The organism is Undibacterium sp. TC9W (assembly GCF_049339865.1).
Lineage (GTDB): Bacteria > Pseudomonadota > Gammaproteobacteria > Burkholderiales > Burkholderiaceae_D > Undibacterium.
The window spans coordinates 1-297 of sequence record NZ_JBMPPJ010000088.1 but is presented as its reverse complement, the minus strand read 5'-3'; the positions used below and the strand labels follow the sequence as shown (position 1 = coordinate 297).

Genomic DNA, 297 nt, shown 5'->3' with positions numbered 1-297 from the left:
CCGTTGAAAGCGCAGTCGTCATCGACGCACGTACACTGAGCGCCACAAGCCGCTTCAGCTACAACGGCGAAGAAGGTGCAAGCCGCACAGCCGACCGTATCATCTTCTCTGATGCCAACTTCAATGGCTCCCACGCGATCAACGGTGGTGCAGTGGATAACAACACCACGAACAACAGCCAAAAGAACGACGACGTTATCGAACTGCGTAATGCAACAAACGCTTCCATCGGTGACTTCAACGGTATCAGCAACATCGGTAACATCGAACTGACCAACGACACAGCAGTAACACAAG

The 297-nt window shown here is 52.5% G+C and carries 1 protein-coding gene; it reads left to right on the top strand.

Going from position 1 to position 297, the window contains the following annotated elements:
* On the top strand, window positions 1-297 hold a 297-nt coding region (locus ACO0LN_RS30355), incomplete at both ends, for a hypothetical protein (RefSeq protein WP_422980495.1).